Genomic DNA, 8605 nt, shown 5'->3' on the forward strand with positions numbered 1-8605 from the left:
AAAGTGGGTCCTACTGGATTCGAACCAGTGACCCTCTGCTTGTAAGGCAGATGCTCTGAACCAGCTGAGCTAAGAACCCTAACACAATATAATAACACTCAAAAAGTGGGTCCTACTGGATTCGAACCAGTGACCCTCTGCTTGTAAGGCAGATGCTCTGAACCAGCTGAGCTAAGAACCCTTTTTAAATCGGTTGCAAAGGTACTACTTTTTCTGGAATTAGCAAACTTTTTTATCTATTTTTTTAAAAAAAATAGTAATTCATTGAAAATAAAAACATTAATACATTATTTTGAATTCCTTGAGGGAGTTTCCCATTTATTTCTTACCTTTGCATTCTATTTTTGACTCCTTAAAAATGTCTGATATTACATTAAAAATCACCGATCGAGAAGGTACTCTCTTTGAAGTAGAGGCTCCCATAGATATGAATATGTCCCTAATGGAGGTTATTCGTGCCTATGCCATCGCTGAGGATGGAGAAATAGGGGTATGTGGAGGAATGGCTATGTGTGGTTCTTGCCAATGCTATGTCCAGAATGATGTCCCTTTACCAGAGATAGGAGCCGACGAGGAAGCAATGCTCTTTGAGACTTCCTACACCCAACCTAACAGTAGGCTAGGTTGTCAGATTCCTATCACTGAAGAACTTAATGGCTTGGAGGTAATACTGGCTCCCTATCCGTAATCAATACCATTTGGTCAAAAGGTATTATCGTATCAAACCCTCTGGAAGTAAAGTATCCTTGTACATAAGGAGCTTCTGCTATAGCCAATATAAAATCACCTCCCCAAGCTCCTAAGCTCTTGAGAGTTCCTTGAAAATCCTTGAACAGGCGTTCTTTCACTGTAGGAAGTTGTAGATAGGTTGCTAGCAAGGCTTCGTGCGCCTCTATAAGGAGACAAAATTCGTCTATTGTAGTTGTGCGATATATATTTTCCGTAAGAGTAGTTATCTGCTGAATTAAAGCCTCTTTTTTCTTTTTAATAGCTCGATAAAGAGCAATCCCCTCGCGGCTATTCTGCTTCTGGTTGAGATAAACAAAAAAGAGCTGTGAGGCAAAGGTTGGCTTGTAATAAATAGGATAGTTCCTAGGAGTTCCTTCCTGCAAATGATACAGAATAGGACTGTTAGCCTCTGCACAGGCTATATCATAACCACTCCCCCCAAAGCTAGCCTTGAGAAGCTGATAAGGATCCACTCCTGCCCATTGGGCAATCATAGTTACCAGTGTGGAAGAAGAGCCTAAGCCCCAATATTGAGGAAACTCTAGTTGTGTTTCCACCCATGCCCCTTGCTCAGAAAGGAAGGAAGGATTCAGGCGTTGGGCTTCTTGGAGAAGTTGTTCTAAGGGTTGAGCAATGGGGTGTTGTATCCCCTGAAAAAGAACTTGCTCAAACCATACTTTGCCCTCTGAGGTAAGGCTCCTAAAGAAAATTTCTTTCTTATCCGTAGGGCGTACGCTCATCCGTTGCCCCAATTGTGTAGGAAGTGCCAAAGCTAGGGCACCATCCATTACCGCATATTCTCCAGTGAGCAGGAGCTTCCCATGAGCGGTATATAAGCTTTCTCCTTGCATAAGTTATGTAAAAAATCCCCTTAAGAGGAACTAAAGGGGAGGATTTGTTAGTGTATTCTTATGGATTATTCCACATTAATCACCTTTTCTATCTCAGGTGCATACTTCTTAACGGTCATCTCTACCCCACTCTTAAGGGTCATCTGATTCACACTACAGTTAAGACAGCTTCCTAAAAGCCTTACTTTTACGATTTTGTCATCCTCAATCTCAACAAGGGAGATATCCCCGCCATCATTCTGGAGATAAGGACGTATTTCAGCTAAGGCTACCTCTACTCTTTTTAATAATTCTGGGTTGTTCATTTTTCAATACGCTATAAGGTTTATTTATGCCGTGCAAAGATACAGAAATAATTGAAATCTACAATTTTTTCTTTTCTTAATTTTTAAAAAGTATGGGTAAGAATAAAGTTCATTCGTGCCAAAGTAGGATCCATATTCTGACAGAAAGGATTACTTTTCTGAGGAGGTAGGAAATAGATAAATCGGACATACTTGTATATCAAGTAATATTCCTCCGAATTTCGGATAATATCACCCAAGAGGTATATAGGGGTTACTTCAGTATCCATTGAGAGCTGCTCCAGGGAGAAGAGTAGATAATAGAGCATATCAATAGGTTCTTCGAAGGTAAAATAGTTAAAGAAAGCTACCTTCCCTTCCTTGAAGATTACCAAGTGGAAACAACCCTTTTCAAAGTGTGCATATACAGCAGGTTTCTTCTGTGGGTTGTGCATTAGTAACACCTTGAGTAAAAGTGTAGTGAAGTGTTCGTACTCGAAGATGCCATAAGTTTCTCTAAGAATCCGATTCACCGAAGCATTGGGGATATACACATTAATCATTCCTTCCTGCTCAAGGGTATCGTGACTAATGATCTGGTTACGATATTCCTGTACATTGAATTTCAGATACTCAAAAAGGTGTTCGCTAGCAAAGAGTTTCTCTGGGACAAAGGCAAAGTCCTGATTATTATGAATCACCTTAATCGTATCAAAATCCTGGCAAAGAGCCCGTTCGTTCTTCAAATAATCCTGTAGTTCCTTTTCTACTACAAGCAAGGGCATTGTAGGAGGCAAAGGCAGATGATAAATGGATTCTATACAAGAAAGCGATGGGTTAAATATACAAAAAGAAAGCCCACCCAAATTCAATTGAATGGACATTTGCTTAAACTGAATATGTATATTACTTTCTTGTGGCACGTTTGTTCAGTCTTTCATCATAAGAGGAAGGCCAATTTCCACTGGTAGAAACTTCTTTAAGAGATCCTATGGAGATAAACTCTCCTTTTACATCATTTACCCCTACTCTACGGATTTCTTTCTGTATTTCATCCTCATCTAAGCCTTCTAGTACCTCTTCCTTAGGGATTTTCACTTCAAAAACAGAGAACTTTACATTATTTCCTCCTGTAACCTCTCCTGTTTGGATTGTAATAGGGATTTTCTTCCCTTCTATCTCCACATAGGAAAGCTGTTTGTATCGGTCATTATCCTTGAAGAGTGAATCCTTCACAGGAATCTTCTGAATGGTATCAATAAGTACTGTCTGCTTAGTTACATCTATCTTATAATGCTTATCATAATCCACCCAGCTAGTATCACGCTGTGTGGTGATATAGAAGTATCCATTATCCACAAAGTCCTCCAAGTCACTGAACTTAGCTGTATATTTCTTATGAGTGGCTTCATAAGCCTCCTCTATCTTACGAATATCCTTCAGCTTAGCGATTACTTCAAGAAAACGTTGCTGACTTTCTTTCTCAAACTCAATAGGTCCTGCGATAGATTTGTAGATAAAGTAAAAACCTAATAAGCTGGCAACCAGCAATGAAGCTTGTACAATCTTTCTCATATTAGTAATGTTTTGTCCAATAGATTCACAATGAGCAAAAATACAATATTTTTTTAAATAAAACTCATTTTATTTCATTTTTTTTATTATCTTTGGAATTTATTCGCTGATAATGGAAAATTTCGAATATTATGACCTGCTTCTTTCCCATTTTTCTCTAGAGCCTACCGAATCCCAAGAAGCTGTAATAGAAGCACTTGCAGACTTTTTAGCCGAAGAAGATTCCGACCAGAAACTCTTCTTGCTCAAGGGGTATGCAGGTACAGGAAAAACCACCCTTATCAGTACTTTAGTAAAAACTTTAGCTTCCTGTGAAGTCAAAACCGTGTTACTAGCACCTACAGGACGTGCGGCTAAGGTGATGAGCACTTATAGTAAGAAGAAAGCCTATACCCTTCATAAGTGTCTCTATGTTCCTGAGATGCTCAATGGAGAGCTTTCTCTCTCCCTGAGAAGTAATAGGGCTAAGCATACACTATTTATTGTAGATGAAGCTTCTATGATAGGGGAACGCAATGCCTTTGGAGGGAGTTCCTTACTCTCCGACCTTATAGAGTTCGTCTATACAGGGGAGCAATGTTCGCTGATGCTCATTGGGGATACAGCTCAGCTTCCACCTATCCATACCGAGCTAAGCCCGGCGCTGGATGAGGAGAGGCTCTCATTCTACTACCATAAGGAAGTTACTGAGATGACCTTAACAGAGGTTGTACGGCAAGGAAGAAAATCAGGTATTCTCTACAATGCTACCCAGTTGAGGAAGCGAATTGCCCATTTCAAAAAAGGTTTTCAGTTACAGATAGCTCCCTTTAGGGATATTGTCCTGTTACAAGCAGGATACGAAATAGAAGAAGCTCTCACAAGCGCTTATCAGGAGTATGGGCGTGAGGAAACTACCTTTATTGTCCGTTCGAACAAGCGTGCTGTAGAGTACAACCAGCAGATACGTACTGTCTCCTTAGGCTATGAAGCTCCCTTATGTGTAGGAGACCTCCTGATGGTAGTCAAGAATAATTATCTTTGGCTTTCTCCATCCTCTCAAGCGGGATTTATTGCCAATGGGGATATTATTGAAATCCTTGAAATTAATGGATTCGAGAAGCGGTATGGATATCATTTTGCTCAGGTGCTCGTCTCTCTTATTGATTACCCTTCCATTGAGCCCTTTGAGACCCTTCTTCTTCTGGATACCTTAGAGAGCCCTACCGCCTCTCTTTCTTTTGCAGAGCAGAATACCCTCTACCAAGCCATTATTACAGAATATAACCAGCTTTCAGGATATATTCCTCCAATGAATATCAAGCAAAATCCCTACTATAATGCCTTACAGGTAAAGTATTCTTATTGTGTTACCTGCCATAAGAGCCAAGGCGGACAATGGGATATTGTTTTCATAGAAAAGCCTTTTCTTCCTGATGGAGAGAGCATCGCCTATTTTCGTTGGTTATATACCGCACTAACACGTGCCAAGGAGAAAGTGTACTTGGTCAAGTTCCCTACTGAAGATATTGTCAGCTAAGGTTAGCGAGCCACCTGCGTTGTATTCAGGCTCCCTACCCCTATCACTCGGTCATAGAGGTCGCCTACAGAACGATAATATACCAGTAGAGTGTAATTGTTCTCTGTCTGGGAATGATTACCACTAAATGCATTGTAATCTACCACACCATCACGCTTACGAGCATACTTATAGTTATAAAAACCTTGCTTTAAGTACACACTACCCACATACATTTCATCCTGAGCATTATAGGTAAGCTGGTAGGGAGGGATAAGGGCATTATCGGAGAAGTGCCCATACACATATACTTCATCGGATGGGTCATAATCTTTAGCCTGTAAGCTGAAGAAGACTAATGCATATTCTGCCTCGGTGGCTACCTCTCGCCCTTGATTACTGACAATACGAAAATTTCCATCAATATCAGGAGCATAGGTATAAGGCATTCCTGCACGGGAGGACTGAGTAAAAAGCTGACAAACATACTGATTCCCTTCTCTACGGGCTGTATAGACTCCTGAGGTAGGTGAGCGTAAGTCACGGGACTCAAAGAACATATATTCATTTCCTCCCCAAAAGGAAGTCTCTTGGTCATACTTATACACTAATTCATTCCCTAAGATATACTGAGGTTTTATTCCTTGCTTGGCATTATGCCATTGGTAGTTCTGGAGGATACACACCTTTACACTGGTATCTGGATTCAGAAACTGCATTGTCTTGGAAGTAATCTTGAACTGAAGGGTCTGTTTCTGGGAAGCATACTTTACATCACGACTCTGAATAGCAGAGAGTTGTACCTGAGCTGTAGGACTATAGATGACAAATCTTCGAGTGAAAACAGGATGTTGCTCACTATCGGTGACTGTAAGGAGATAGTTCCCTGTAAGAAGAAAATCTGTGTGTTCATTAGGAAGTGTTAGCCGATAATGAGTATAAGGCTGGAGGGTTGCATAGGAATTCTTGTAGTCTGTGATACGCACGTCATCAAGCCCCTTAAGGTACTCACTCTTAAGGAGCCCCGAGGGTTTCCATTGGTAATCACAATGAGTGAGGGTATAGTAATAATCCGCCTCATTCCCTTGTAAATCATCAAAAGAAAGAGTAAAAGACTGCCCCAACGTAACAATAGGAAACTGGGCTTGTGTATCCTCAGTTGCATAGAACTGAAGTGTTTTGATATGGGCTGGCGGCAAAAGTTCCTGCCCATAAAGAGATACTTGCATTAGTAGGCAGATGATAAAAATAACTCTCATAAAAACCTGAATTGACTATAAAGGCACGGCAAAACCGTCTTAACTTTCATATGATTCATAAGAAACATTAAAATTCCTTATCTTCGTATTTACAAACTCAAAAGACAGACTGTCCCTATATTAGAAATTTCGGACAAAGATACGATATTAAATGAAATAATATGAAAATATTTGAACCAATCCGAATATTCTTGATCAAACCTTGAGAACTTTCATTATTTTAAGAATTGGTTTTTCTCTAAGTTTGAAGTCTTTCGTTGACTCTTGCAAAGAAAGTAGTCCATAATCTAGACCTATACATCCATTCCCTATTTTTGTTATAAACTCTCTATAATCTTTAGGAAGTATTATATTGTTCCTTTTTTCTATTTCAGAAACTTCTTCTTCTGAAATCGTAGGTTTTATAAATACCTCTTTAGGAACAATTGATTTTAAAGAATTGGGATGTGCTAATAAAAATAGCATCTTTTTTAATATAGTTTATTTACAACTATTGTATTTCCCCCGCTGGTAGGTCTCTTGTCGCTCGCTCTCTATTAGACTAAAAACGATTATCTATCCAACATTTTCAACACCTCATCTTGCTGTACATTCCAAAAAGGGACTTCTAAAGGTATTTCGGCAAGGGGTGTGTTTAGTAAGGGGTGATTCACGATAGGGGTTTCAAGTTGTTCTTGCTTGCGTAATAATTCAATAAGTTTTATTTCATAAGGAATAAAAGCAAAATTAAAGATTTCACTGAACTTAGCAGCTGTATGCATTGCACTGAAAATATGTTGATTGCAAATTTCATATAGAACCTTACCTAAAAGTTCTAAGTCTCTAGTATCCCATACCGACAGGAATTTTTTATAAATAGTGTCTTCAGGCAACATCATTAGGAAATCTTCATTTAGTTGTTTTGTTTTAAGTAAATCATACAGGGTAAATACAAATAAATGATGTTGTTCTCCATTCTTATAACTATCTTTATAATCACTGAAATACAAATCTATATATTTTCTAAAAACAGAACTCATTTCCTCTTTGCCCCAAATAGTGGAAAGTGCCAATAAGCCGCCTAAACTCTTACTTGAGGGTGCTATTACACTATAACGAGGAGGAATTTGAGGCAAATTAAATAATTCTGTAATTATTTTCTCCTGCCAAAGCAAATTTTTAGTAAAGTACACCCACGCATCTTTAACTCCATTAAGCAACAAGTGCTTGGGCAGTGTATCCAAATGAATTCCTATGGAAGACCGCAAGCAACTTGCTTTTTCATATCCATCTTCATTCTCTTTAATTTTCTTACGGATTCTCTGCTTAATCCCCTCTATTATTTCAGATGTTGACGACAAGCAATCATTATCTTTTTTAAGTCTTTTAATTTCTTTATTAAAGAAACTAATAATCTTACGCTCATCATCACTTGTTAATGAGGGGACTTCTGGCATTGTAATCGTTAGATGTTTCATCATTTTATAGGTTTTAAAAACGCTTTTCTCTATGGGGTAGTGTTTAAGGCGATAAACTTAGCAACACAACTGATACATTTCCTAAGATTTTCACAACACATCTAACACATTATTCTACCATTTATCTTTTATATATTGAATGGATAGAGTATTATTCTCCCAATAATTTTTATAAAATTTTAATTCTTCTAATGACATTTTTTTGTCTTCTAAATACTGAAGATACTGAATTTGATAATTTACTTCTTCTGCAATAATAACACTATTTTCTATTCTATCAAGTAAATATTTATCTATAATTTTTTGATGAGATAAAAAACAGCATACTTGGAATATAGAATCATATACATATAAACCCGACACCTCATTTTTATGTTCATTATTCATTGATTTAAAAGATATATCAAAGCAAATACTCATATTAATTGCTAATGTAACTTCCCATCCTTGAAAATCTTCTTTTGGCAAAATATTTTCTATTTCTCTATTCAAATTATTTAAATCCTTGTTCCTATAAAAAATACTTTCCCATAATCTTTGCTTTATTTGATTAGCATAAATGGTATTTATATTGAATTTTTTTGTATATAACAAATATAACCCATAGATTCTTTCTATGCAATACATAGAATATATAGATTTGTTTATATCAGATAAGCTATATAATTTCTCTATTAGCTTTTCTTTGAAATTTTTGATATTCATTTTAATTACAATCTATTTTTATACCTTTATCTTTCAATTGCCTCTGCTGGTGCGAGCTTTCAGCTCGTGCCTCTATAATTATTTTATCTTTTTAGATTGTACTGCTTGGTAGGTTTTTGCAATTTAACAACACATCTGATACATTACCTAGTTTTCCAATATCCCATTTTCTATAACATATCCTGTAATTGCTTCTTTTTGTAATTCTTCTATAAGTGGTTGAGAAAGAAATAGTCCGTGCCTTGTA

At 37.5% G+C, this 8605-nt stretch carries 10 protein-coding genes and 2 tRNA genes; 2 read left to right on the forward strand and 10 right to left on the reverse strand.

The window, feature by feature from the left end; translation table 11 throughout:
• Positions 1-4 precede the first annotated feature (4 nt).
• Positions 5-79 (reverse strand) — tRNA-Val (locus RYK20_RS10315).
• 27 nt (positions 80-106) lie between these two features.
• Positions 107-181: transfer RNA gene (locus RYK20_RS10320), tRNA-Val, on the reverse strand.
• A 177-nt stretch (positions 182-358) separates the two neighbouring features.
• Here RYK20_RS10320 and RYK20_RS10325 point away from each other — a divergent pair.
• A complete protein-coding gene (locus RYK20_RS10325; protein WP_314895361.1) occupies positions 359-688 on the forward strand; it encodes a 2Fe-2S iron-sulfur cluster-binding protein in 330 nt (109 codons plus the stop codon).
• Here RYK20_RS10325 and RYK20_RS10330 read toward each other — a convergent pair.
• The 4 genes from RYK20_RS10330 to RYK20_RS10345 all read right to left on the reverse strand — a co-directional run bounded on the left by RYK20_RS10330 (position 651) and on the right by RYK20_RS10345 (position 3439).
• Positions 651-1580: a GYDIA family GHMP kinase gene (locus tag RYK20_RS10330; RefSeq protein ID WP_314895362.1), complete on the reverse strand. Its 930-nt coding sequence runs from the start codon at positions 1578-1580 to the stop codon at positions 651-653. The two genes, RYK20_RS10325 and RYK20_RS10330, sit on opposite strands and share 38 nt — an antisense overlap.
• 65 nt (positions 1581-1645) lie before the next feature.
• Positions 1646-1885, reverse strand: coding sequence for a NifU family protein (locus RYK20_RS10335; RefSeq protein WP_297978464.1), 240 nt, complete (start codon positions 1883-1885; stop codon positions 1646-1648).
• Positions 1886-1968: 83 nt separating this feature from the next.
• Positions 1969-2787, reverse strand: coding sequence for a DUF3822 family protein (locus RYK20_RS10340; RefSeq protein WP_314895363.1), 819 nt, complete (start codon positions 2785-2787; stop codon positions 1969-1971).
• Positions 2771-3439 carry a hypothetical protein gene (locus RYK20_RS10345; RefSeq protein WP_314895364.1) on the reverse strand — a complete coding sequence of 223 codons (669 nt, stop codon included), beginning with the start codon at positions 3437-3439 and terminating at the stop codon, positions 2771-2773. Before RYK20_RS10345 ends, RYK20_RS10340 begins: the two co-directional genes overlap by 17 nt.
• Positions 3440-3551: 112 nt before the next feature.
• On the opposite strand from RYK20_RS10345, the gene RYK20_RS10350 reads away from it, so the two are divergent.
• Entirely contained in the window at positions 3552-4958 is a 1407-nt protein-coding gene (locus RYK20_RS10350; protein WP_314895365.1) for an AAA family ATPase, read from the forward strand.
• Between the two features lie 2 nt (positions 4959-4960).
• Here the strand turns inward: RYK20_RS10350 and RYK20_RS10355 are convergent, their stop codons facing one another.
• The 4 genes from RYK20_RS10355 to RYK20_RS10370 form a co-directional block, all read right to left on the reverse strand.
• Positions 4961-6196 (reverse strand): DUF5103 domain-containing protein, encoded by a 1236-nt coding sequence (locus RYK20_RS10355; protein WP_314895366.1) that lies wholly within the window; start codon positions 6194-6196, stop codon positions 4961-4963.
• Positions 6197-6391: 195 nt separating this feature from the next.
• A complete protein-coding gene (locus RYK20_RS10360) occupies positions 6392-6661 on the reverse strand; it encodes an SMI1/KNR4 family protein (protein WP_314895367.1) in 270 nt (89 codons plus the stop codon).
• Positions 6662-6747: 86 nt separating this feature from the next.
• Entirely contained in the window at positions 6748-7656 is a 909-nt protein-coding gene (locus RYK20_RS10365; protein ID WP_314895368.1) for a hypothetical protein, read from the reverse strand.
• 111 nt (positions 7657-7767) lie between these two features.
• Positions 7768-8358, reverse strand: a complete 591-nt coding sequence (locus RYK20_RS10370) for a DUF416 family protein (RefSeq protein ID WP_314895369.1) — start codon at positions 8356-8358, stop codon at positions 7768-7770.
• Positions 8359-8605: the final 247 nt, after the last annotated feature.

It is taken from the genome of uncultured Capnocytophaga sp., assembly GCF_963525585.1.
Classification (GTDB): Bacteria; Bacteroidota; Bacteroidia; order Flavobacteriales; family Flavobacteriaceae; genus Capnocytophaga.

Coding starts and splice junctions, on each gene's coding strand:
- RYK20_RS10325 (WP_314895361.1), top strand. CDS start 359: ATGTCTGATATTACATTAAAAATCACCGATCGAGAAGGTACTCTCTTT.
- RYK20_RS10330 (WP_314895362.1), bottom strand. CDS start 1,580: ATGCAAGGAGAAAGCTTATATACCGCTCATGGGAAGCTCCTGCTCACT.
- RYK20_RS10335 (WP_297978464.1), bottom strand. CDS start 1,885: ATGAACAACCCAGAATTATTAAAAAGAGTAGAGGTAGCCTTAGCTGAA.
- RYK20_RS10345 (WP_314895364.1), bottom strand. CDS start 3,439: ATGAGAAAGATTGTACAAGCTTCATTGCTGGTTGCCAGCTTATTAGGT.
- RYK20_RS10350 (WP_314895365.1), top strand. CDS start 3,552: ATGGAAAATTTCGAATATTATGACCTGCTTCTTTCCCATTTTTCTCTA.
- RYK20_RS10355 (WP_314895366.1), bottom strand. CDS start 6,196: ATGAGAGTTATTTTTATCATCTGCCTACTAATGCAAGTATCTCTTTAT.
- RYK20_RS10360 (WP_314895367.1), bottom strand. CDS start 6,661: ATGCTATTTTTATTAGCACATCCCAATTCTTTAAAATCAATTGTTCCT.
- RYK20_RS10365 (WP_314895368.1), bottom strand. CDS start 7,656: ATGATGAAACATCTAACGATTACAATGCCAGAAGTCCCCTCATTAACA.
- RYK20_RS10370 (WP_314895369.1), bottom strand. CDS start 8,358: ATGAATATCAAAAATTTCAAAGAAAAGCTAATAGAGAAATTATATAGC.